We start from the raw sequence: 23,741 nt of genomic DNA, 5'->3' as shown, positions 1-23,741 counted from the left end.
GGTGTGGGTGTTGGAGTTGTAGGTGTTGGTGTGGGTGTAGGTGTTGGAGTTGGTGTTGTAGGAGGAGCCGCCGGAGGCATAGTCACAATAACAGCAGCCACGATAGCAACAATGACAATAATAGCTACGATTATCGCAATAGTTCGAGTGGTTATAGCCTTAATATTACACCACCCATTAATCACATTAATGAAGGTGAGGCTTATATATGCACTTTGTGTTTTCTCTGTGAGAGCCTTACGTCTCTTAATGGGAACTAAGGCGCCAGGAGTCCTATTTGTGCTTTAAAGTGTAGCGTGCTCTTAATATAAGTTCATCTTTTTACTATCTGGTCACGAATTACAGCTTGTTGGTGGTCTAAGTGAAGGCTATAGTGCTCTACGGGCCTAGAAAACTTGAAGTAACAGGTACAAGTGTACCCGTACTGCCTCGAGGCTGGGTTTTAGTGAAGACGGAGCTTGTGGGTATATGCGGCACAGACAAAGCATTCTATACTGGTACCTACAAGTTACTTAAAACACCATTAATACCGGGACACGAAGTTGTAGGCGTGGTGGTTGAGGGGTCGGAAGAGCTTAAAGGTAAACGAGTTGTCCCCGAAATAAACTTTCCTTGCGGTAAGTGCGAGTACTGTAGGCTAGGACTCTACACACACTGCACGGGCAAGAAGACCCTCGGAATAGACCTTGATGGTGGCATGGCAGAGTACTTTATAGCGCCAGTAGAGGCGTTGCACGTATATCCCGGGCCTCCAGAAATGGGTATATTCGTGGAGCCCCTAGCGGCCGTTTTAAGGGCCCTAATGCTTAGACCTCCTAAGCCTGGAGATAAAGTCGCTGTCATTGGTACGGGCAACCTTGCGTGGCTTGTAGTACAGGCACTCAAGAAGCTCTACGAACTGCACGTAGAGCTTGTTGTAAGGGAAGGCAGCGTCAAGGCAAAGCACTTTAAAGACCTTGTAGATGGAATTGTGCATTCCAGCGAGCTCGTGGAATCCACGTATGACGTCGTGTTTGAGGTCAGCGGCGATCCCAACGCGTTAAATACGGCTATTAGACTCGTTAAGCCACGCGGCATAATACACTTGAAGTCAACACCGGGGACGGGGGCGCATGCTAATATGACTTCGATGGTGGTGAAAGAAGCCGAAATAGTGTGCTCTAGGTGCGGTACTTTCAGGGAATTCAAGTACGCCGTGAAGCTACTTGTCGGCGGAAAAGTAGTACCGAGGCTGGACAGGGTCTACAAACTGGACGATGGCAGGGAAGCGTTTGAAGAGTCGCTAAAGCCCGAGTACTTCAAGGTCGCTATAAGGGCTTAGTAGAGTGTAGGCAAGTTTTCACGGCGCCGAGATCGTTTTCAACGCGGTTTCGAGCTACTCTAAAACACATATATTAACACCGTTTTAATGCTTGCTCGTAGCATTATTTTCACTGTTACTTCCTCTCGTCGAGAGCGATCAGGCACAACCTTTAATGACTAACGATTACTCTGTGAGTGCAGGTTATGCTGTTCGTGTGCATAACGGCATTGGTCATCCCGTACAGACGTGGTCCGTTAGACTGCCCCACTACTAAGCCTTCAGAACACTTATGAGTGGTTGCACGCGTACACTAACTAAGTTGTAGCCGAATATCCCGCCTGAAGGCGGGTAGGGGGCCAGAGCCCATTAACGTGTCAATATCGAAAGCGTTTTTACCCAATTAATACTTAGATTACCTGGTATTACTGGGGGTTTTAAATTGGTTTTGGCGCACGGCGTCGTAGCACGCATTTATGCCTCTTTTGACCGCGTTATTAGCCTATTGAGGCCTGAAAGGGAGTTTTCGAACGTGTATATCGAGGTACTTAACACTAAACCCGGAGTTGCCATAGCTATTGGAGAGAAGTATTTTATTAGGGCAGGCAACTATCTAGCTTTAGCCCTCATATTCGTCGAGGAAGAAAGGAGTACCCTAGTTAAAGCTATTGCCACCGGTGGTAGAAGAGGACCTCTGGACCTCTTCGACCTTGGATCCTCGCGAGACTACGCGGTAGAATCCATAACGCGTATGTGCGAAGCGCTAAGAGCGGAGTGCGAGGTGCTTAGAGAGGTAGACTATTTAGATGCTTCAAAGTCAGAAGTGCTTAGAGTAACCTGATTTGGAGTGCGAAGATCCACATCTTAACCGGGGTGTCTTAATTGGGCACGCCAGCGCGTACTTGTTTAAGGAACTTACAGCTAAAAATGTGTTCTCGTCTCGCACGCCGGTTATGTTAGTCTTGGGTCTTCTCTTCGCTACGTGTGGTAACGGCTCCAAGCACTTTACTGAAACCTGCTAGTAGCTCTAACGGTATGACTATTTTTGTAGCAGGACTCTGCGCAACTGCCTTCAAGGCATCTAGGTACTGTAGCAGTAGCGCGTTTGTTCCGAGCTTCGTAGCCGCCTCCTGTATCAGCTCTAGCGCAGTCTTCCTACCCTCGGCCACGAGTATCTCGTACTGCTTTTCGCCTTCACCTTTCTTAATCATGGCTTCTCTCTGCCCTTCCGCTTCGAGAATTGCCGACGTCCTCTTGCCTTCGGCTTCCAGTATCATTGCCCTCTTGGTTCTCTCGGCAGCCATCTGCTTGATCATCGCCTCCTGGACTTCTCTCGGCGGCTTTATCTCCTTGATCTCCACGCTGGTAACCTTAATACCCCACCTGTCCGTGACCTCGTCTAGCTTAGCTCTGAGGGTTGAGTTTATGTACTCCCTCCTGGCCAGGACGTCGTCTAGTTGCATGTCACCTATTATAGCTCTGAGCGTTGTAACGGCTATCCCCGTCGCAGCCGCGAGGTAGTTCTGTACTGCCGTAACGGCGAGCTGCGGTTCGAAGATCTTCATGTATATTAGTAAATCGACATCTACTGGCGCGTTGTCCTTGGTAATGCAGGTCTGCGGCGGGATGTCCAGTACGAACTCCCTTAAGTCCACCTCCACGCCTCTATCAATTAACGGTACTAAGAAGACCAGGCCGGGGCCCTTGATGGCAACTAGCTTGCCAAGCCTGAATATGACCAGCCTCTTGTACTCCGGTATTACCTTTATATGGCTTAGTATTATAGCGAGAACTATTATCGCAAATATTAAAGCCACTATTAGCTCAGCGAAGGGCATTGATAGCACCTCAAGTTATATAGTGAACTGGTAAACACTTAATAAGCATTCAATCCTAGTTAACATAGGCAGATGGTGGTTGGTGCCCTTGGCGCGTCTTGTACCGTTAATGTTGATATGTGTCCTGACAGTCACTGCCATTCTTACCCAAGTAGTTTCCACCGCTAGCGGGAAGGAGGCCGTTTTAATTAGGCTTGACATGGCTGTTGACGGTGGGGCAGTATCGCTCATAGAAAGGGCCGTTAACGACTTTCCTGGCAAGGTATACATTATTGAGATAAACAGCTACGGTGGTTACCTGGCGGCGGCGGATAGGATCATTTCCACGATCGAGAGGTCGGGTTCCCACTGCGTGGCCTGGATACCGCCAGGCAACCAGGCAATCTCCGCGGCAGCGCTCATAGCGCTATCCTGCAGAGAAATATACATGGCGCCCGGCGCGGTAATTGGGGGCATGAAGCCGTCACCGGAAGACCCTAAGGTTGTCGAGTACGTTAAAGCCAAGGCACGGTCACTTCTCGAAAGGCGAGGCAAGAACGGCCTTGTGCAGCTGGTAGATGACCTTGTTGACAGGGCCAAAAGCTACACTGCCGAGGAGGCGTCAGCATTGGGGCTTGCTAGGCTCGCGAAGGACCTCGGAGAGGTCCTAGACGCGGAGGGCCTAATCACCATTAACACTGCTGAACCGGGTCTTTGGGATCACCTGCTCTCCGTCATCTCCAACCCCCTGATATCCCAATTAATGCTGTTCGCTGGGATAATACTAATATTGGCCGAGGTTTTCACAACCGGCTTCCAGGGCTACGCGGTAGCGGGTGTTTTATTAATAGTCTTCGCGCTGTACTCGATGGTGCTCATACCAGTTGAAATGCTACACCTCACATTAGTGCTCTCTGGTGCAGTACTGCTTGCAGTAGAGTTGTTTACACCGGGCTTCGGAGCCTTCGGTATAGCCGGTGTAATTTTGACTACGATAGGCTTTGCGTTAACCTTTACAAGCACTCCACGTGAAACAGTTACCGGCGTTATTTACAGCGTTGCGGGCGGTTTAGCCGCACTCACCGGCCTATTCCTATTCATAGCCGTAAACGCGGCAAAAGCCGTGAAAATGAAGCGCGCAAGCATTCAGGAGAGGCTCATCAGGGCAGAAGGCGTAGCAAAGACGGACATTTCCGAGAACGTGCCGGGCACAGCCTACGTTCTCGGAGAAGACTGGACAGCGTACTCCACTAGAGGCATCATTCCGGCGGGAAGTAAGGTTAGAGTCGTGAGAGTTGAAGGGCTTAAACTGTACGTTGAAGAATGTAAATAGACCCGGGGCTATGACTATGTTGGGTATCTTCGCATCGTATTCTAGCCTGAAGAAAAACCACGCGCGTTAAGTAGGTTATTAAAAAATATAAAGTTTATTTATTTTATTTATAAAAAAGTAAGTTTACCCTGCGGCATGCCTTACGGCCTTATTACGGGGAAGTCTAACACTCTTTTTTCTATAGGTATGTAGTCTATATCGAAGCCAAAGTGACGCGGCCCCAAGACCTCTAGGCCTTTAGGTGTTCTGAACTGTTCACGGCCTTTGAGGCCTACGACGGACACCTTCATCCCCTCCTTTAGATCGGTGTTAGTTATGGGCTCTCCTGTCTTCGCGTCAATGACCTCTATTATGTCTGGGCTAGTGGCGAGGACTTTGTCGTCGAACCACATGATGTGGTTCTCGTTCTTAAAGAAGATCTTCGCCTCGCGACCCTCAAACTCCTCTACTCCCTTAATGTACGTTGTGCCCCACATGTACCCTTCTCTGTCTTCCCAGTCCTTTTTCGTCACTATTCCTCTGAAGAGCACGTAGCCGTTTGCCTTTTTAGCCACTTCTACTGCCGGGTCCTTACCGGCTTCTACAGCCTCTCTCAGTGTTTTACCTATAATGTATGATTCTGACAATGTGCCGGGGATGATGATTTTCTTCATCTCCTTACCGGTGATCGCGAATGAAGCCCCTCCCACGAGCCCGAAGGACGCAACGCTTATCAATTTACCGATCCTCTCGGCCATCAAGTAGTTTATTGCCTTAGACACCACTGTCTTGTTTCCATACTCGTCAACATATGCAGCGGGATATGGCGGTATGTCGTAGAGGTATGGAGTTATTTGATCTATTTCAGGGATGGCTCTTCCAGCATAATCGCCGTCGACGATCATCTTGCCGAGCGTTACGGCGACGTCAACGGGGCTGGGAGTATTCCCACCTCCTAGCTCTATGGCCACCACTCCTTCAAACTCAACACCAAGGTACTTCTCTAGTTCAAGAACGGCGTATGCTAGTATTCTATCAGCAATTCCAATTCTCTTTACCAGGCCCAAAGAAGTCATTTTCGCTACAACTTCCGGGGTCTTAGGGGCTATCGAGCCCATTAAGTAAGGAGTTACCACGTATGCGTCGTCTCTAATGCTATTGACGTCATGTACTACGATTTCCCCGTATTTCTCTAGGTCTTCAAGAAGTATTCTAAGCCCTACTTGCGGTGATCCTCCCCCACCGGTGCCGAAGAAGGTGCATCCACGTACAAAGTCTTCTACGTCTTGTCTAGTCCGGAGCCTTAACATCACACTACCCCTAGTACTCTTTAACAGTGGAGTACTTAAATACTAACTACTAATAGCCTATTTCTAATTGCCTTCTCAAGCTTGCCTGAGTGGTACTGGAAGGCGAGGAAGTATATGTAGTAAAAATTAACGGGGATTTAGAGGGAATTTAGGGCGCTACCGGGGCTTTAGTTTCCTTGTGGACGGCGTAGATCAGGTAAAGTCCCCATACTAGCCATATCGCACTAATCACAGACATTATGGTACTTTCCACGCCTCCAACTCTCCTAAAGTAATCGGCTGGATAGAACATTACGCCGGCAAATCCCACTGAGGCTACCCACCAGATGTGCTGTATAGATACAACTCCATACCTGTAAGGTTCACTAATGCCCCTGAGTCTAATTACCCCTACCAGCGACGTAAGAAACGCTAATAAAGTTGCGAGTAGCCATGGGAATGCCGAGTAGGGATCCACATTTACTAGTAGAGCCCCTAGTACTACACCTATTAGTGAAGTTATAATGCTGAAAATTAAATACACATTTACATATCGCTTTAAGCTCTCCACACTATTCACCTCTTACGTGCTTCACTTACCCTCCTTACAGCCCACTTAGGGGCTAAACCGTATTCTCTTACCTCGTACTTACCAATAGTTAGGTGCACGCCTGCCTTATCAAACACTATTGCAAGTATGCTGTATACGATAAGCGATATTAACAGGCTGTTTAGTGAAGGAATTCCGGCCGTTATAACCCATGTTCCGAGAACACCGCCTATGGCCGTTGAAATCCAGCCCGTTAAGTTTATTTCCGGTATCCTATCGCCTATTCTCAGCTTATACCTCTCTGTTACCGGTATTTTCTTGTAAAGCCCTCTGTATATGTAGAAGTCGGCTATGAGTGTGCCCGCGACTGCGGGTACGAAGCTTCCCAGAAGTGTCAGGAATGATATGAACGGGTCGAAGCTGGCGCCGGCTACGAATCCAACGTACGCTGCTACTGCTGTTCCCAGTACTCCTAGTATAATGACCAATGCTCTTCTGCTTACAGGTGATATTAGTGTGAAGTTTAGTGCTCCACTATATAGGTTGTTGTCGTTTGTTGTCCACTGACCTAGAACGGCTAGTAGGTATGCTCCTAAACCAACTCCGACAGCTAGTAGGGCCTCCGTTATTCTAGCACCTCCCATTGCGAGTACCAGTATTCCAGCACCTACTAGGAAGAACACCTCGACGACCATTACCTGGACAAACCAGGCGAGCCCGGCACCTACCCGGCTTTTAGCGAACCTGGAAATGTCCGCGGTAATTGTTGCGCCGGCGATGTACAGGCCTACGACTTGCGCCACGCCTACGCCAAACGGCGCTGGTTGAGCGGGTTGTGCGGTGAGTACCTTTTCCCACCCACCGCCGACCATTATGCCGGATGCAAAGGATATTGAGGCTAGAACTATCCAAAACGGTACTGTGAGGTAGCTGAGGAATGCTATACCCTTTATCCCGATGGCGGCCGTGGTCATCATTAGTAGCCCGCCCCATATGGAGGCAACGCCTACACTCATGAGCGGGTTATCGGGTACTAGGTCATGCATCATTATACCGAACAGCCATGTTTCTACGGCGAACCACCCAATTCCACACGTGATACCGGCTAGTGCAAGCCCCCATAGAAACGCGCCATACCTGCCATAGGGCCATGACATGTTGGCGTATGTAGACAGCCTGCTCGCGGCCCCCATGTAGGCTGTTAAGAAGCCTATTACGCCCTGTATTAGACACCCTACGATAGCGACCACTACCATGTCTCTTAAGGTGTACTGAAGGCCCAGTACTGCCCCGCCCCACAGTGCTGCTATACAGGCGAGAACTCCCGTGAATACGAAGAATATTGCTGTCGTAGTTCTAAGGGCTTCTTCGGGGACTGGTACTAAGGAGTAATCGCCCATGACGTCTATCCATTCATATTTACGCTCTTCAGCGGTGGTCAAGGGCTTTACCCCCTGTATGAGATGAAGAGGGTAGTTTATATATCTTTCATTCACGGCAGTGGTGTAGATCGCGGAAAGGTCGAGAAACAAAAACACCCTCTTACTTATTATAATATCTCTCAAGCACTCTAGTGGTTTTTTCTGAGAGTTCCACGTTAACGTTTATTATGAACTTCCTGAACTCCTCTGCACTGTACATTAGTAGAATAATTCCCCGTGATAACCTGCTTCTCAACTCCTCGAGGTACTTAGTAACTTCCTCGTCTTCTATAAGCCTCGTTTCCAGCACCATGTCAATAAGTCTTCGCATCGCGTCCAGGCACCTTAACGGCCCGTATTCGCGCGGTTCTTCGAGTAGTCCCCTTGCACTTGATGCTAAGTACGCCAATAGCTCGAAGACACGAACAGCCTTTTTATCCCCGTCCACTCGACGTCACCTCCATACTACTAGCTCGCTAAGCGCTAATCTCGGTGGTGGTTCTGGTATGTGTTTAGGATACCCCAGTAGGATTATCATAACGGGATCCCAGCTTTCCGGTAAGTCTAGTATTTTCTTGACAGCTTCCTTGGAGAAGGACATGATCATGTTTGTTCCAAGGCCCATCGCGTGAGCGAGAAGTGCGATTGTCTGGGCGACTATACCTGCGTGAACTAGGTACATCACATCTCTTGCAAGGGGTCCTGCTTTCTCGTACGCCCATTTCCTATCCGAACATATCACTATGGCCACTGGATTACCGCCGCCGAGCCATCCCGGAGAGAACATTTTAATTGCTTTTAGTAGCTTCCTATCCGTAACAACCACAAACCTCCAGTCTTGAACATTACTGCCACTAGGACTCCACCTCGCTAAGTCTAGAACAGTCTCTACCACTTCTCTTGGAACGCTCTCTTCGGAGTATTCTCTCACAGTTCTCCTCGTCTTTACAATATCTGCTAAGATTTCAAACTTCGATGTAGACGCCATACCTAGCACCCAGCTGATATTAGTAGGCACAATATTAAATACTATTAACCTGTGAGGACCGGCACATCACCATTGTGCCATCCTCGATCACGGGCTTACCGTCAACGTACACTGATGGTCTTCTAATTACGCCATCCAGGTGTATGCCGGCTACCACCTTACCACCTATTGTGCTATTATCGCCGAACCCTATGTGGACGGTTCCAAGGGCCTTCTCGTCCATTAAGATGTTGCCTACGATTTCAGCTCCCGGATTCGTTCCTATACCGAGCTCCGCGATATTGAAGGCCTCTCTCAGCTTGATGCTTTTAAGCATTAATTCTAGTTTTTGAGCTTCAAGCCCTCCTCTAAACTCCACCGCAAGGCCATCTCTAACGATCACCACCACGGGCTCCTTCAGGACCCCTACATCGGTTATGGAGCAATCGAACACTATTATGCCGTTAGCCGTCCCTTCAACGGGTGCTACGAGGACTTCACCGGCCGGTAAGTTACCAAAGGAGCCCTTTTCATGAAGAATTCCAGAGTCAGATATGAACTCTCTCCCTTCAACGGAAAACGATATGTCAGTGCCTCCAGGAGCGAGCACCCGTATTCTCTTTGCACCCTTCAGAGCCCTTAGTAAACAGTTGTTGTAGTTATTTACTTGCATGTAGTCCACAGCTAACCCCTTGATGAAGATCTCTGGAGTTATTCCCGGCATTGTAGCACCGCGTACGCCTTTTTCAGTAGCCCTTCTTCTCGCCCGTGTATGAGTTAAACTGTACTTCGTGGGGGCCACGAACACATCGGCGTGTTGCCACATTTCTGCGATGGGTTTTGGGGGTTCTTCGCCGTGTCTGCTCCTAGGCTTCATTACGGCCATAACGGCCTCTGCACCAGCCTCTAGACCTTTCTCTAAAATAACATCGCCTATGGCCTTCGTTTCCGTGTCCGTTATTACGAGGAACAGTTCTCCCGGTTTAACGTTAAGACAGAACCTTACCACGTTTTCGGCTGCCTTCTTCAAGTGCTCAACGGGTATGCCCGGGTCCACGACGACCCTGTATAGTCATCAGCACTACTCGGGTATATATCCGGAAGCATGAAAAGGAAGGTTTATAAACATGGACAGCACTCCCCATTTCTTGGTGGTAAGTTTTATGAAGAAGTTTACTATTCAAGACCTCAAAGACATTGTAATCGGAGCGACTTTTCTCGGTAGCGGTGGCGGGGGATCTCCCGAAAACGGGCTCCAGCTAGTAAACGAAATAGCCAAGGTCGCTGGCGAGGTACCCGTAGTGGAACCGGCGGAGCTCGCTGATAACGAGTACGTTGCGATGATCGCGGGCATGGGTGCTCCTAAAGCGCTCAAAGAAAGAGGCTTCGGGCCCGAGGCCATATACGCGTTCGAAGGCCTCGAGAGGATATATTCGGTAATAGGCATAAAGTTCCGGTACGTAATGCCTGGGGAAACAGGAGGTTTTAACTCAATAACGCCCATATACGTAGCTGCCGTGAAGGGGCTCACTATAGTGGATGCTGATGGTACGGGTGGTAGGGCGGTACCGGAACTAGGCACAACCCTTTACCAGCTGTATGGTATTTCTCACTCCCCATTCGTCGTGGCAGATAGAGAAGGCAATACTGTGGTTGGATGGCTCAAGAACCCCATGGACGGCCACACAGCTGAAAATATTGCAAGACACGTGACAGTAGCGTTCGGAATGCTGTCCGGACTAGGTACCTGGGTCGTAACGGGGTGGCAGGTCAAGAATTACCTAGAGCCTAACGTGCTTGCTAAGTCCCTTAATATAGGTAAGGCAATAAGCAAAGCTAAAGCCACCGGTAAAGACCCTGTCAAAGAAGTAGTGGAAGTCACTAAGGGATATGAACTATTCAGAGGCGTGGTTAAAAAAGTAGAAATTAAAACAGTGGCGGGCTTCGACTTCGGGCGTGTTACGCTTGAAGGCGTTGAACAGTACAAGGGTAAAACATTCTTCGTAGACTTCAAGAACGAGAACATGATAGCGTGGAAGGCGGAAGGCCAGCCCGCCGCCATGGTGCCCGACTTAATCTGCTGGATAACTCTCGACGGCACTCCTCTAACGAATGCAGATATGAAAGAAGGCCTCAAAGTCGCGGCGGTGGGAATACCGGCCTCAGAGAAGTGGAGAAAACACCCAAAGGCATTTGACGTGTGGAGGCACATACTAGAGCCCATAGGCTATAAAGGAGACTATATCCCGGTAGAAAAACTACTCTAGCCTCCTTTTTTAACCGCACCTCTAAGACAAGCGGCGTATTGGTTTCCTGGGCGAAGGCCGGGATCAGCTCCTTCTCAGTGTAGTTATCCTTGTCAAATAGTCTTAAAATCGGCTACTCGAAGTTTTTGTCTTGGCAGTCTATACGTAGCCTTACTGTGCGATTTACCAAAGAGTACTAGCGACACCGCCGTGTATACTGCAGCTCTCAAAGGCTCTATAACAGGTATTTCGATCTTCTCCTCGAGGAGCCTTTCTTCTACCTTATTCGCTACAAAGGACATACCGGTACACCCTAAGATTAGCGCCTTCGCGTAGTGTGCGTAGTAGGCTCGCTTACCCGCCTCGACGATACTGTTAACCAGTTTTTCCGGGTCTTTTCCAAGTTCCAGCACGGGTATGTTTACTACCTCTATTGAGGCTAAGTGCTGGGTTAAACCGTACTTAGCTATTAGCGCCCGAAGAGCCGGCTCGGCCTCAGGAAGAGTAGTTACTATGGAAAACCTCTGTGCGAGTTGAACGGCGATAAGACACGAGGCCTGGTTAGGCCCGATCACCGGTATCTTGACGAGCTCCCTGGCGGCATCTAAAGCCGGATCGCCGAAACAGTCGATTACGACGGCGTCATAGCCACTTTCTTCAGCCCACTTTACCTTTTCGAGAATGTAGGGTGCACTCACGTACTCGTCGTACACAGACTCTATGGAGGCGGGGCCTTTGTTAACGGTGACCACGTCTAACCTAACTAATCCCCCGGTCTCATTAGAAACGTCCACGGCAAGTCTACGTCTATCATCCATAGATAGTCTAAGATCTTCGGTATACACCACTGGTACGAGGTCTAGGATTTTTATGATGCGCGTCAATGCATCCACCACCTACAAGGAAGTATGAGGGAACCTTATTAATTCGTTATGGAGGATCATTAGCCATTCCAGATGCCTCAAGTTCATTAAGGTTTTCGTGAGCCATCCCAGTTTACTCGGTGCTTATAAGTCTTGGAGCTATACCGGCATAGTGGTAACATAGTAGTAACTCTGTGTTTCAGGTTTCCGAGATCCACGGTGGATGGCGAATGGAGATGGGGGGGAACCACGATAACCCGTCATGAACCGGTTCAAATGCTTCAACACAGTCTAGTAGCTGTATAAACCACGTCTAACCCGGCAGAATGGCAATACCGCTCGTGTTTGCCACTTGACCGTATTAAGCTTGATAAGTAACGTGGTTTACCGGGTTTTTCACGCCATGCTTAAATACTACATTGTCAGTGAATCATTCCCTAGTAAATGTTGTAGGTGCTTTAGCGATGATGACTGTACGGAGAATGCAGTACAGGCTGCTCATCTTAATCGGCGCTACCGTTACAATGATGTTCATAAGCATATACCAGTACTCCTGGTCTCTTTTTTCTACGGGTTTGAGGAGGGTCTTCAACTGGGATAAGCCCACGGTAGACTTGACATTCACGGTTTTTGCATATCTATCTACACTAACGCAACCCTTTTCGGGTTACGTAGCTGACAGGGTAAGTCCTAGGTTAATAGCGGTTATTGGTGCACTACTGACAGGTGCGGGTTTAATGCTTTGCTCGACTGTGAGTAGCCCTTGGCAACTATACCTCTACTACGGCATCGGTTCTTTAGGTGTGGGGTTTCTCTATGGTGTCTCAGTAGCTGTGGTCATTAAATGGTTTCCCGAGAAACGTGGTCTTGCATCCGGCATAGTAGCATCTGGTTTTGGTTCGGGGACGGCTCTTTTCAACGTCTTAATAGACCAGGCAATAGAGAACTTAGGTGTTCTCGTGGTGTTTCTTTACATTGGTGTCATAATGCTAAGCATACTACTACCAATTACTGCGTTTTATAGGTACCCGGCTTACAGCACCAGTGGTAGTGAAGTGAACTACGCTAAAAATACGGTAGATACGGGAGACTGGACGTGGCGTGAAATGGTTATGACGTACCAGTGGTGGTTCATTTATGCATCCTTCACTGCGATGACGGCCGTACACCTACTATTCGGTGGACACGTGAAGTCGATCGCGCTCGAAAACGGCATACCTGACACCATAATGTACACTACGTTGACGGTGTTCCCCATAGCTAACGGAATTAGCAGGGTTTTCGGTGGTTGGGTTTCAGATAGGATAGGCAGGCAGAAGTCCATGACGATGTTCTACGCTCTATCGGGGGTATCCCTGGTCTTACTAGCCCTCACAGCACGTAACCCGGTAGCCTTTACGTCGTTTACCGTGTTAACAATGCTGTTCGCGGGGCCTTCCCTGGCTTTAACGCCGGCAATCATAAGCGACTTTTACGGATCCCGGTACTTGACGGTAAACTACGGGCTAACGTATACCGCTAAGAGCTGGGGCGGGCTACTCTCAGGCTATATTACGGCGTTAATAGTGTCGGTATTTGGCGCATATACGTACTCGCTAATAGGTATCGGTGTAAGCGCGCTAATAGCGTCATTAATAGTACACCCACAAGTACTTAGAAAACCAGTGAGAAGAAGCTCATAGTGGTGCATAGCGCTTTCCTCAATAATTAAGACAGCCAGGTACACGCTGCAGTATAGCGTGTCGCGATAAAACCGCTCAGCGTAGATGCCCGCTGCGAATAGTCATTAAGTGTTTTACCTTACTGGTATTTCACATATCACATAAGTTGCTAGGAAGAGGCCTTAAACGCTGCCCTGCGGAAGGGGGGCAATAACATTAACTTAGAGGACTCAGTTGCAAGTCGATTTAGTGCCTTGCCCCAGGTTCGCCGATCTACGCGGCCGTTCGATGCCCGTTCTCGTTCACCTCATCGGTTAAACGTACTCCATAGAGAATGCGCGGGTTATTTGGTGTTGTTCAAGGTGTTGTGGGTAATGTGAGGGGCCTGAATGGCGTCTTATCTTACCTTCGCGATCTTGCCCGCCCTCGGGTAGTATATTTCTCCACTTTTATGTAGCTCGTTTACGACCTCCATGACGAAGTCCTTTTCGAAGCCTTCTTCCCTGGCCTTTGTATACAGCTCATTTAATTCTATTTCACCACCGACCTCTTCTAACAACCTTGAGAGGAATGCTATGAATTTCTTTTTCTTCTCTCTACGTGAAGCGGGTATCCCGGTCTCTAGTATGTCTATGTCTATCTTACCGCTCTCTACGTCAAATCCCGCCTTGGAGAGCGTTGCCATCATGAGCCTTATAGCCTCTTCGGCGTCTTCGATTGTCGCCTTCGTCTTTAGCGCCATCTTGGCGTGAGCCTCTGTGAGCCTTATGAGGGCTTCAAGCTGCCTCGGCGTAATTGCTATGGCGGAAAGCCCTCCCTCCCCCGCAGTTAGTGATGCCTGCCTAAGGCTCACGTAGAATTCCTCTACTAGCTTGGTCGCCTCCGGGGTGAGTTGGGGCCTAACGTACCTCCTAGCATAGCTAATGTACTTCTTGAGTAGTTGCGGATCTATGAACCCCCGTGCTTTCTCGGCCTCCGTGTGTATGCCGAGTACGTGTTTCGCAAGCCTCCGGTCGTGGTCAGCTCGCGGTATATCCTGGACTATAAATATCAAGTCGAACCTTGAGAGTATCGTTGGCGGCAAGTCAATGTTCTTGCTTACGGGCTGTGTGGGGTCGTACCTACCGTACTTGGGGTTCCCGGCTGCTAAAACGGACGTTCTAGCATTAAGTCTTGCAACGATACCGGCTTTCGCTATGCTAACAGTCTGCTGCTCTAGTGCCTCGTGAATGGCGCTTCTATCTTCTTCTCTCATTTTGTCTATCTCATCGATTGCCGCAAGACCCCCATCCGCTAGAACCAGTGCACCGGCTTCCAGGTAATATTCACCTGTGGCCTTGTCCCGCAAGACAGTTGCCGTTAAACCAGCTGCCGTCGAACCCTTACCGCTTGTGTAAAGGCCGCGCGGAGCTATCCTAGCAGTGAACTGCAATAACTGGGACTTGGCTGTACCTGGATCCCCAGTTATCAGTACATGAATGTCTCCCCTGATCCTAGTTCCATCTGGTAGGATTTTAGGCGCACCACCAAATAGAAGGAGCGCTATTGCCTCCTTAATGTCCCAGTAGCCGTAGATCCCGGGTGCTATGCTAGCTATTATCTTTTCTCTTATCCAAGGGTCTCTTGCAAGCTCCCAGATCCTCTCTTCATCTTCCCTCGTAATTACTATTTCTTCGAGAACCTTTTCCTGGACCTCTATGTGGTTTACATCTACGTAGAATGAAAACACGCTCCTAGACCCCCTGCGGTCAGGCGAACCTGCTAGTGGCTGTACCTTCAAAATACCCGTTACTACTACCCTATCACCTGGTCTCGCCGAATCGACAATGTCACCCGTCAAAATGGCTTCAACGGATCTCGGTATCTGCCCCCCGGGGACCTCCTCGGGCTTCTCCTGCACTACTACCTTCTGCCAGTCGACGAAATCGCTTTTTTCAACTACAAGCTCGAACTTACCCAGCTTATGGCAGACGGGACAGTAAGGCGGCCTTTCCACCTTATCGGTTACCACGCCTTCAGGCGGATACTCGAATTCGTGTTCCCCCTGCTCGCTTGTGTGCTTGAATATTGCCTTTACGAGCTTCGCATCCACTCTAGTAACCCGCGTAACTATCCCTTCGATGGAAACGAGCTTTCCTATATAGTCGCTTGTCAGTTCCCGGATTTTCATTATTTTCGGGGGATTCCTGATCCTGACGTAGAACCTCTTAACGTGCCTAGCGTATTCGGGGTTCTCCCTCATTACGATCTCTTGCAGGGCCTGGTTGAATGCCTCGAGAACCTCCGCGGGGTTATCTAACACCTTCTCGGCTAGCGCGGGATCAAATAGTATTAAATCATCGAAATTTATTATGAGGCTTCTCTGCCCCATTCTGATGAGTTCCCAAATTCTTTCATAGTATCTTAGAGTACCTTCCCGGGACCTGAAGTTCTCTACGAAGTTTTTGAATTGTTGTACGTAGTCCACGAAAGTCTCAGTTGTGGAATCAGGCACGTTTCTCCACCTCGAATACCCTTGCATTGAAGATCTCGAGCACGCTCCTTAATACTGTGTAGAGGTGTTTTTCTTCTTCACTGAGGTTAGCGAGCAGGTCTGGACCTACCTCCGTCCCAATAAGGCTGAGTATTTTACTAAGTCTTACCCTGTAGAGGTTTTTAGTGGATGTTGCCAGGTTTGAAATAGACTGAAATGCCTGTTGGGCCTTATCCAGGTCTTCGATGTTCTTATAGGACTTTATCATTGTACCTAATTGTTGCTTTATTCTACTGTAAAAGTAGCCCGCGAGCTTCTCGAACTTTAACTGTCCTTTACTTCTGCTTTCGTTGAAGTACAGGCGGGTAACCGCGATCTCGTCTATTAAGCCTTCTGCAGGCCTTGCCCTGTTCCTTTCTTGGAGTATTTGAACGATCCAGCGCGGTAACGTGTACTCGGAGCCTCTTACCAGTTCTATGTAATCGTCTTCCACGAAAATTTTCGTTGCCGGCCCCATGTAGGCTACTTTAACCTCTTCTTCCTCGAAATCGCGGTTAATGTAGTTTACAACGAGTGATCCTAAGAGCTCTACGAGGCCGTTCAAAGCACTATCCTCCCTTCCCCGTAATACTCTACTCCCCTTTATTACCCTTCATTAAATGTATAGTTTTAAGGAGCCGATTTAAGGGGTGTTTTCTCTGAGCGAGCTACTCTGGGCTGAGAAGTACAGGCCTAGAACACTAGATGAGGTCGTCAATCAAAAAGAGGTTGTTGAAAGGTTAAAAAAGTTCGTATCCGAGAAGAGCATCCCCCACATGCTGTTCGCGGGGCCTCCAGGTACTGGTAAGACCACGGTTGCGCACGCAATGGCTCACGACCTCTACGGCGATAACTACAGGCAGTATCTGCTCGAACTAAACGCCTCGGACGAGAGGAAGATCGAGGTCATTAGGACGAAGGTTAAGGAGTTTGCAAGGTCCAAGGTCGTGGGTGAAATCCCCTTTAAAATGGTGCTCTTAGACGAGGCAGACAACATGACCGCTGACGCCCAGCAAGCTCTGAGAAGGCTCATGGAGCTCTACTCCGCTAACACGAGATTCATATTGACTGCAAACTACCCGAGCAAGATCATCGAGCCCATTCAGAGTAGGTGCGCAGTGTTCAGGTTCGTAGCGTTGAAGAGGGAAGATGTCGTGTCGAGATTACTGTACATATGCCAAAACGAGAAAATCAAGTGTCGCGAAAAAGCGGTTGAAACCATCTACGACATATCAGAAGGTGATATGAGGAAGGCAATAAATGTGCTACAGGCGGCGGCCGCCCTCGGAGAAGTTACGGAAGAAGCTATCTACAAGGTTGTTGGGCTAGCCCATCCCCGCGAGGTTAGAGAAATGCTACAGCTAGCCCTCGCAGGGAACTTCACGGAGGCCAGAAAGAAGTTACGGGACCTAATGGTGACTTACGGCCTGAGCGGGCTTGACATCGTCAAGCAGGTACACAAAGAGGTGTTCAGCCCAGAGCTAAAAATACCCGAAGACTTGAAGATAATGATAGCCGACTACGCGGGCGAGGTGCAATTCAGGCTCGTAGAGGGGGCTGATGACGAAATACAGTTAAATGCCTTCCTGGCGAGGTTAGCGCTTATAGGTAGGAAGATCAAGGTGTAGCGTTTTGAGCTCAGAGAGGTTGCCGTGGATCATAAAATACCGGCCCAAGCACGTAGACGAAGTCGTAAACCAAGATGCAGCGAAACAGAAGCTCATTTCATGGCTTGAGTCATGGGAACAGGGCAAACCAGGAAAGAGGGCAGCACTACTTCACGGTCCTCCTGGTTGTGGTAAGACCAGCCTTGTAGAGGCAGTTGCGAAAACTCGTGGTTACGAGCTCTTCGAAATGAATGCCAGTGATAGCAGGAGGAAAGAAGACATTGAAAGGCTGGCCAAAATTGCTTCGCAGACGACTGGCTTACGCGGTAAAAGACGCATACTCCTATTAGACGAGATCGACGGGCTAGACCCGAGGACGGATGCCGGTGGTGTCGAGGCACTTGTAGAGGTTATAAAGAATACGAGAAACCCGATCATAATGACAGCCAATAACCCTTACCAAGAACACTTAAGGCCGCTCAGAGACCTCGCCGAGCCTATACAGATGGATAGGCTTAGGGAAACACACATCGTAACGGCCCTCAAGAGGATATGTACGGCCGAGGGGCTATACTGCGAGCAGGAGGCATTAAAGGAGCTCGCCAAGAGATGTGAAGGAGATTTGAGAAGCGCTATAAACGACCTGGAAGCAATCGCAGCACTGGACAGGAAGGTCACCCTTGAGCGCGTAAAGGCGATGCCTACCTACAGAGACAGGGCTTACGCGCCTTGGGAGGTCTTGAGGAAGCTATTTTCCGCGAAGTACACTTTCCACGCGAAGAGCGTCATTACGTCAACGGACCTTGCACCGGACGACGTGAAGACGTGGATCAACGAGCACATACCGACATACTACGATGACCTAGTAGAGGTCTGGAGAGCTTATGAGGCGCTGAGTAGGGCGGACATTTACTTCGGTAGGATTATTAAGACCCAAAACTGGGACTTCCTGTCTTATGCTCTTGACTTAATGGGGCCTGGAGTAGCCTTTGCAAGAACTAGCTACAAGCCGAAGTGGGTCGCGTTTAAATTACCCGAAAGAATAAAGCTACTGGCAGAGACGAGGAGATCTAGGGAGTACAGGGAAGCGCTAGCAACATATCTAGCCAGGAGGTTACTCGCAAGCAGGGCAACGGTCAAGAACGACATAATACCCTATCTGAGGGTAATATTTATGCATAACCCTAAGTACGCAGGCGAAATCGCAAGGGCGTACGGCCTGCCCGAAGAGCTCGTGAGCTGGCTTGCGGGCCCCAAAGCCCGCGAAGTACTGAGTTACATGAAGAAGCGCAAGGGCTAGGTGCTTAACGCTTATACTCCTTCCCGCCGCCTTTTAGGCTATATGCCTTTATACCCTGCTCCCTGAAGACTTTAGCTAACACGTAACTCGTGCTCCCTGAGTCGCATACGAAGAGCACAACTTTATCTCTCGGGATCCTTGACGGGTCAACCTCGTTAACGGGAATGGCCCCTGGAATAGGTGATTTAGACCGCTCTTCTTCGCTCCTAGCATCCAGTACTAACGCCCCCTCGGGAATGAAGTCTATTTCAATGGCATCCGGAAGCACCGCTTCCTCGGGCCTTGCCGTGAGCACGTCAACAATCTTCATAGATGAAACCGCCCGGTCTACCAGCGACTTGTCAATGTTTTCGAGCTGTTTGAGCACCTCTCCGGGTGTGCTGGAAGTGGCCACTCTCGTAGGTGCTATGGTGCACGCCTCGGTGACTTTCGAGGAGAGATCGTAAAGCCCTATGCGTCTAGAGAGCTCAATTATCTCCTCCTTATCGAAGCCTATCAACGGCCTGAGTACAGGGATTCTTAATTCCACCGCTCTTTCGATAGCTGAGAGGTTCTTGAGGGTCTGGCTAGACGCCTGCCCCACGGACTCGCCGGTTACCAGCGCGTCGTAACCCATTTTACTGGCGATCCTCGATGCGACGATATACATCAGCGCTCTTAAAGCAACCTGCCTGTAACTCCACTCCACTTTTTTCACAACCTCAACTAGTAGGTCTTCAAAACCCACCACTATGAGCCTGGGCCTGTACCCATGTAGCCAGTTGTACGTTAAGGTCTTAGCCACTAGGAGCGCGTAGTACGAAGACCGTGCGGGGCCCATCACGTAGTGTAGGAAATCTACTTGTATACCGCGCTTAGCGGCAAGCCACGCTGCAACAGGGGAATCAAAACCGCCTGAAAACATAACCAAGGCGTTCCCTTCAACGCCGGTGGGTAGGCCCCCCGGACCCTTTAAGACTTCCTTGTAAAGATATGCGGCTGAACCGCGTACTTCTACCTCGACAACGACATCCGGGCTTTCCAGGTCTACGCCAGCTGAAAGGGGCTTTAGCAGCGTTCCTGCTTCGCGCGCGATGTCGAGCGAGGTGAACCCGTGATGGCCGCTCCTCTTAACTCTGACGGCGAACTTCTTACCGGCTACCGCGTCTTTTGCATTTTCAAATATCCACGTAGCAAGGTCCTTGAGGTCTTTAAACTCGTATACCAGTACGTGCCCGACTCTGTAAACCCCGAAAACCCTTGCTATCTTATCCATGACGTCGATGTCGGTTCTGAGAAGGATTTTTGCTTCAACAATGCGGCTATCGAGTACTTTGGCTCCTGCCCTGCTCACAGCGTCTTTTATGTTCTCGACCAGCACTTGGTAAAACCTGGGCCTAGTTCTCCTCGACCTGAGGGGCAGCTCGCCTGAAACCGTTATCAGGTAACTCGGCAAGGCAATCCCCTAACTGCCATTTCGCCATACTCTACGGTATAGAGGTTAAAGTAGCTTTTCAGCCAGTTTAACGGAGCCGTGAAAAGGACCTCCGAGCTGGCGTGAAGTATATCGTAACCGAGAAGGCGCAGAAACGCGGTCGGAGACTGTTAACTGGCACCGAGAGAATCCTTAATAAAGCGGCCGCAACAATATATGCTATCATGCTTGGACCGTGAAGCGCTACGAGGAATGCACTTAGGTGGAGAGCGCGTGTTAACGCTACTAGTGGGTGGCTTTTTCGGCGATGAGGGTAAAGGTAAAATAGCGGCCTACGTGGCCCTCGCCAAGGGGTATAGGTATGCAGCGAGAACAGGCGCTATAAACGCCGGTCACACAGTAGTGTATCATGGCAGGAAGTTCAAACTGAGAAGCGTACCGGCTGGTTTTGTGAATAAAGAAACGCAACTAGTGATTCCACCAGGCGCGCTTATAAAGCTAGATGTGTTTTTCAGTGAAGTACGTGAACTAGGAGTTGAGAAAAGGATTTGCGTTGACTACAGGACAGGCGTAATAGAGGAGGTTCACGTAGACCGCGAGAAGAGGGACTCTGTCCTCGCATCTATAGGTTCGACATTTCAAGGCGTGGGAGCAGCCATGGCGGATAGGGTACTGAGGAGGCTGAGGCTTGCAAGAGACTTTAACGAGCTCGAGAAACATCTCTGCGACGCGCCGCTGGTACTGAACACCGCTCTAGACACCAAAGAAAAGGTACTTGTCGAAGGCACTCAGGGAACATTTCTCTCACTCTATCACGGCACGTACCCCTACGTTACCAGCCGGGATACGACGGCACAGGCCCTTCTCTCCGAGGTCGGCATTGGCCCGAAAAGAGTTGACGAGGTAATAGTTGTGTTCAAGGTCTACGTTACACGCGTTGGCGAAGGACCCCTTGAAGGCGAGCTCGGCCTCGAAGACGTTGCTAGGCGCGGCTGGCTTGAAGTGGGGACGGTTACGGGTAGACCTAGGAGAGTTGCACCGTTCAACTACGAGCTCGCCAAGAGAGCTGTACTATTAAATTCTGCCACACAGGTGGCAATTACGAAGCTCGATGTCCTGTTCCCCGAGGCCAGGGGCGTAAAGGTATGGGATAGATTACCGGCTCCTGCCAAGAAGTGGATCGAAGACGTAGAGTCATACCTAAAAGTACCAGTTACGCTTATTGGTACCGGGGAAGAAGTCGAGGAGACTGTGGACAGAACGCGCGATCTAGGTGTAGAGCTTTGAAAGAATTTGACGTAGTTATTGTAGGTGCAGGCCCTGCTGGGCTTTTCGCTGCAGTCGAGTTGGTGAAGCTCTCGAAAGGATCGCTAAAAATAGCGCTCTTCGATAAGGGCGGGAAGCTCAGTGAGAGACGTTGCCCTCTGGCGTTAGGGGCGCTCAGGCCGATGTACACCAAGGAGGCTATAAGTTGCGGTACGTGCAGGGTGTGCCATATACTGTACGGTGTAGGTGGTGCCGGAACGTTTAGTAGTGGCATAGTGAACCTCAGACCGGACGTGGGCGGAGACCTAGACAAGTTAATGGGCAGCTGGGAAAGGGCAGAGGAGGTTATCAAGTACATTGATAAGCTCCTCATGGAGTTCGGCGCACCTGGAGAAAGCCTCATGGAGCCCGATCCCAGGAAAGTAAGGGTTGTAGAGAGGCTTGCGGCAAAGGCAGGTGCGAAGTTCATTCCAACTCCTCAGAGAGTTCTCGGGACAGAAAATGTGATCAGAGTTGTTGAGAACATTACAAAGTTCCTCGAAGAAAGTGGCGTCAAGATTCACACATTCACCACCGTGCTCGAGGTGTCCAGGGACCAGGGGTTTTTTAAGGTTGTAACGAGTAGAGGCGACTTCTACACGCGTAGAGTGCTCTTAGCGCCAGGTAGGGGAGGAGCACACTGGTTTAAGGAAATAGCCGATAAGCTCGGTATAGAGGTTGAACCTGGGCCACTGGATATAGGCGTCCGTGTAGAGGTACCTTACTACGTAACCGAGCACGTTACCAAAGTAAATTACGACCCTAAAATAGTCATGTACACTAAGTCCTATGACGACATGGTCAGGACGTTTTGTACTAATCCTCAGGGATTTGTACTAAAGGAGTTTTATGACGATGGCACAATCGGCGTTAATGGTGAGTCGTATAGCGGAGTGAAGTCTAAAAATACTAACTTCGCACTACTAGTAACGTTGAAGCTTACAATGCCTTACACCGATGTACTAGAGCTGGGCAAGTCGATTGCTAGGATGGCTACCAAGGTCGGTATGGGCAGGCCGATTATTCAAAGGCTTGGAGACCTTGAGAAAGGCAGGAGGAGCACGTGGGATCGTGTAATGAGGAGCGTGATCATACCCTCCTTAAGGGACGTCACACCCGGCGATATAAGCATAGTACTACCCCATAGAGTTGTTGAGAACGTCCTCGAGGCGATTGTAAGGCTCGATACCATATATCCAGGAATGGCGTCGCCTCAAACGATACTCTACGCGCCTGAAATAAAGTACTATAGCGTTCACGCAAGGGTTAACCACAACCTCGAGACATCTGTACCCGGGATCTTCGTCGCAGGCGACGGTGCAGGGCTTTCAAGAGGCATTAACATAGCGGCCGCCACAGGAGTGCTAGCTGCCAGAGGCCTGGCTAGCACACTATAGGTGTACCCCTCAATGACACGATACCGCTTCAAAGGAGGGCACGATCTCAGTAGACTGCTCCTAGTGGCTAGTACCAGGAGAGGCGGGAGCTCGGAACCAGGTGAACTGAACTGCTCACTACACTAGGTTGTGGGTGTCAACATGAAGATACTCTACATACCTTGGAGCAAGGCCTTAGAGCACTGCTATAAGTTAGCAATTATGGTCTTGGATTCGAACTTGGAAATAGACACTATTGTCGCGATTTCGCGGGGAGGGTTAATACCCGCTAGAATAATGAGCGACGTACTCGGCATCGACGAGCTCGTAGTACTTAGGTCAAAGCTTTGGGGTACAGGAGTCCGTGTAAGAGAGGAGCCTGAAGTATCTATACACGAGAAAGTGAGTTTCAGGGATCGAAAGGTCCTCGTAATTGACGAGGTCGTAGACACCGGTGCAACGATGACCAAGGTTGTGAGGCTCGTAAGAAGTCTCGGTGCATCTGATGTCAAGACAGCTGTACTTCACTACAAGGCAACTAGTAGCTTCGCACCGGACTTCTACGTAGAAAAACTAGAGGAGTGGGTATGGATTTTCTACCCCTGGTCTCTTGGTGAAACCCTGTACGCTCTCGCTAAAATGCGTAGTGGGGACTTGAGCGACAATACGATGGAATTGCTGAAAGAGCTCGGTATCGTGGAGCTGTACTTGGACCCGCTGAGGGTGATCGAGTCCGTCAAGCGCTACGCTAAGGTTGAAGCTCAAAGTCAGCAACTTTAAAAGCTCTAACTACCATATCCT

22 protein-coding genes are annotated in these 23,741 nt (G+C 49.6%); 11 read left to right on the top strand and 11 right to left on the bottom strand.

Features of this window, described 5'->3' with window-relative positions; all coding sequences use genetic code 11:
* The 3 genes from QXU03_06820 to QXU03_06810 form a co-directional block, all read left to right on the top strand.
* A partial coding sequence (locus tag QXU03_06820) for a hypothetical protein (GenBank protein MEM2171447.1) occupies positions 1-288 on the top strand: 288 nt, incomplete at its 5' end.
* A 73-nt stretch (positions 289-361) separates the two neighbouring features.
* Positions 362-1,321 carry an alcohol dehydrogenase catalytic domain-containing protein gene (locus tag QXU03_06815; GenBank protein ID MEM2171446.1) on the top strand — a complete coding sequence of 320 codons (960 nt, stop codon included), beginning with the start codon at positions 362-364 and terminating at the stop codon, positions 1,319-1,321.
* 421 nt (positions 1,322-1,742) lie between these two features.
* Positions 1,743-2,141: a DUF6054 family protein gene (locus tag QXU03_06810; protein MEM2171445.1), complete on the top strand. Its 399-nt coding sequence runs from the start codon at positions 1,743-1,745 to the stop codon at positions 2,139-2,141.
* A 115-nt stretch (positions 2,142-2,256) separates the two neighbouring features.
* Here the strand turns inward: QXU03_06810 and QXU03_06805 are convergent, their stop codons facing one another.
* Positions 2,257-3,138, bottom strand: coding sequence for an SPFH domain-containing protein (locus QXU03_06805; GenBank protein MEM2171444.1), 882 nt, complete (start codon positions 3,136-3,138; stop codon positions 2,257-2,259).
* 82 nt (positions 3,139-3,220) lie between these two features.
* Between QXU03_06805 and QXU03_06800 the strand changes: the two genes are divergently transcribed.
* Positions 3,221-4,450 carry an NfeD family protein gene (locus tag QXU03_06800; GenBank protein MEM2171443.1) on the top strand — a complete coding sequence of 410 codons (1,230 nt, stop codon included), beginning with the start codon at positions 3,221-3,223 and terminating at the stop codon, positions 4,448-4,450.
* 140 nt (positions 4,451-4,590) lie between these two features.
* Here the strand turns inward: QXU03_06800 and QXU03_06795 are convergent, their stop codons facing one another.
* The 6 genes from QXU03_06795 to QXU03_06770 form a co-directional block, all read right to left on the bottom strand.
* On the bottom strand, positions 4,591-5,739 hold the full coding sequence (locus QXU03_06795) for a DUF917 domain-containing protein (protein ID MEM2171442.1): 1,149 nt from the start codon (positions 5,737-5,739) through the stop codon (positions 4,591-4,593).
* 148 nt (positions 5,740-5,887) lie between these two features.
* Positions 5,888-6,289 carry a hypothetical protein gene (locus tag QXU03_06790; protein ID MEM2171441.1) on the bottom strand — a complete coding sequence of 134 codons (402 nt, stop codon included), beginning with the start codon at positions 6,287-6,289 and terminating at the stop codon, positions 5,888-5,890.
* Between the two features lie 5 nt (positions 6,290-6,294).
* The gene (locus QXU03_06785; protein ID MEM2171440.1) at positions 6,295-7,800 is read right to left on the bottom strand and encodes a cytosine permease; all 1,506 of its coding nucleotides are present in this window, start codon (positions 7,798-7,800) and stop codon (positions 6,295-6,297) included.
* A 10-nt stretch (positions 7,801-7,810) separates the two neighbouring features.
* Positions 7,811-8,137, bottom strand: coding sequence for a DUF6092 family protein (locus QXU03_06780; GenBank protein ID MEM2171439.1), 327 nt, complete (start codon positions 8,135-8,137; stop codon positions 7,811-7,813).
* Between the two features lie 6 nt (positions 8,138-8,143).
* On the bottom strand, positions 8,144-8,677 hold the full coding sequence (locus QXU03_06775) for a nitroreductase family protein (protein ID MEM2171438.1): 534 nt from the start codon (positions 8,675-8,677) through the stop codon (positions 8,144-8,146).
* 34 nt (positions 8,678-8,711) lie between these two features.
* A complete protein-coding gene (locus QXU03_06770; GenBank protein ID MEM2171437.1) occupies positions 8,712-9,713 on the bottom strand; it encodes an aminopeptidase in 1,002 nt (333 codons plus the stop codon).
* 94 nt (positions 9,714-9,807) lie between these two features.
* On the opposite strand from QXU03_06770, the gene QXU03_06765 reads away from it, so the two are divergent.
* Positions 9,808-10,923 (top strand): DUF917 domain-containing protein, encoded by a 1,116-nt coding sequence (locus tag QXU03_06765; GenBank protein MEM2171436.1) that lies wholly within the window; start codon positions 9,808-9,810, stop codon positions 10,921-10,923.
* A 92-nt stretch (positions 10,924-11,015) separates the two neighbouring features.
* Here the strand turns inward: QXU03_06765 and QXU03_06760 are convergent, their stop codons facing one another.
* Positions 11,016-11,786 (bottom strand): aspartate/glutamate racemase family protein, encoded by a 771-nt coding sequence (locus tag QXU03_06760; protein ID MEM2171435.1) that lies wholly within the window; start codon positions 11,784-11,786, stop codon positions 11,016-11,018.
* Positions 11,787-12,190: 404 nt separating this feature from the next.
* On the opposite strand from QXU03_06760, the gene QXU03_06755 reads away from it, so the two are divergent.
* Positions 12,191-13,447: an OFA family MFS transporter gene (locus QXU03_06755; protein MEM2171434.1), complete on the top strand. Its 1,257-nt coding sequence runs from the start codon at positions 12,191-12,193 to the stop codon at positions 13,445-13,447.
* 376 nt (positions 13,448-13,823) lie between these two features.
* Here QXU03_06755 and QXU03_06750 read toward each other — a convergent pair whose 3' ends face one another.
* Both QXU03_06750 and QXU03_06745 read right to left on the bottom strand, forming a co-directional pair.
* On the bottom strand, positions 13,824-15,920 hold the full coding sequence (locus tag QXU03_06750; protein MEM2171433.1) for a minichromosome maintenance protein MCM: 2,097 nt from the start codon (positions 15,918-15,920) through the stop codon (positions 13,824-13,826).
* Positions 15,913-16,503 (bottom strand): hypothetical protein, encoded by a 591-nt coding sequence (locus QXU03_06745; GenBank protein ID MEM2171432.1) that lies wholly within the window; start codon positions 16,501-16,503, stop codon positions 15,913-15,915. Before QXU03_06745 ends, QXU03_06750 begins: the two co-directional genes overlap by 8 nt.
* Before the next feature lie 85 nt (positions 16,504-16,588).
* Here QXU03_06745 and QXU03_06740 point away from each other — a divergent pair, with 85 nt between their 5' ends.
* Together QXU03_06740 and QXU03_06735 are read left to right on the top strand one after the other, a co-directional pair.
* Positions 16,589-17,566: a replication factor C small subunit gene (locus tag QXU03_06740; protein ID MEM2171431.1), complete on the top strand. Its 978-nt coding sequence runs from the start codon at positions 16,589-16,591 to the stop codon at positions 17,564-17,566.
* A 4-nt stretch (positions 17,567-17,570) separates the two neighbouring features.
* Positions 17,571-18,845: a replication factor C large subunit gene (locus QXU03_06735; GenBank protein MEM2171430.1), complete on the top strand. Its 1,275-nt coding sequence runs from the start codon at positions 17,571-17,573 to the stop codon at positions 18,843-18,845.
* Positions 18,846-18,849: 4 nt separating this feature from the next.
* Here QXU03_06735 and QXU03_06730 read toward each other — a convergent pair whose 3' ends face one another.
* On the bottom strand, positions 18,850-20,280 hold the full coding sequence (locus QXU03_06730; protein MEM2171429.1) for a THUMP domain-containing protein: 1,431 nt from the start codon (positions 20,278-20,280) through the stop codon (positions 18,850-18,852).
* Positions 20,281-20,475: 195 nt separating this feature from the next.
* On the opposite strand from QXU03_06730, the gene QXU03_06725 reads away from it, so the two are divergent.
* The 3 genes from QXU03_06725 (at position 20,476) to QXU03_06715 (ending at position 23,720) form a co-directional block, all read left to right on the top strand.
* Complete coding sequence (locus tag QXU03_06725; GenBank protein MEM2171428.1) at positions 20,476-21,546, top strand: adenylosuccinate synthetase; 1,071 nt, start codon at positions 20,476-20,478, stop codon at positions 21,544-21,546.
* A complete protein-coding gene (locus QXU03_06720) occupies positions 21,543-22,961 on the top strand; it encodes an NAD(P)/FAD-dependent oxidoreductase (protein ID MEM2171427.1) in 1,419 nt (472 codons plus the stop codon). The genes QXU03_06725 and QXU03_06720 overlap by 4 nt, the downstream gene beginning before the upstream one ends.
* A gap of 141 nt (positions 22,962-23,102) precedes the next feature.
* Positions 23,103-23,720, top strand: coding sequence for a phosphoribosyltransferase (locus QXU03_06715; protein MEM2171426.1), 618 nt, complete (start codon positions 23,103-23,105; stop codon positions 23,718-23,720).
* The last annotated feature ends 21 nt before the right edge of the window (positions 23,721-23,741 follow it).

This window comes from Desulfurococcaceae archaeon (genome assembly GCA_038845865.1).
Lineage (GTDB): Archaea > Thermoproteota > Thermoprotei_A > Sulfolobales > Desulfurococcaceae > UBA285.
The sequence above is the reverse complement of the archived record's forward strand: the minus strand, read 5'-3'. Positions and strand labels throughout refer to the sequence as shown.